Annotated in this window: 1 protein-coding gene; it reads right to left on the bottom strand. The window is 56.7% G+C overall.

The genetic code is table 11. The features are described 5' to 3' along the window. The coding region (locus tag HK23_RS14080; RefSeq protein ID WP_373270336.1) for an aminoacyl--tRNA ligase-related protein at nt 1-289 on the bottom strand (289 nt) is incomplete at both ends.

Here is a 289-nt window from a genome sequence, read left to right on the forward strand (position 1 = left end):
TCCCGCAGCACGAACTCCAGTTTCGGGCCGTAGAAGGCGCCTTCGCCGGGATTGTGGGTGTATGTCAGTCCGGCAGCTTCGACACCATGGCGCAGCGCAGCTTCTGAGCGGTCCCATATTTCGTCCGACCCCACCCGCTTTTCCGGACGATCGGAGAACTTGATCCTGACATCATCAAAGCCAAAATCCCGGTAAATCGAGAGCACCAGATCACAAATCCGCTGCGTCTCACTTTCCATCTGTTCGGGCGTGCAGAAAATATGGGCGTCATCCTGCGTAAAGGCACGCA

The sequence above is a fragment of the Acetobacter malorum genome (genome assembly GCF_002153605.1).
GTDB classification, from domain to species: Bacteria; Pseudomonadota; Alphaproteobacteria; order Acetobacterales; family Acetobacteraceae; genus Acetobacter; species Acetobacter malorum_A.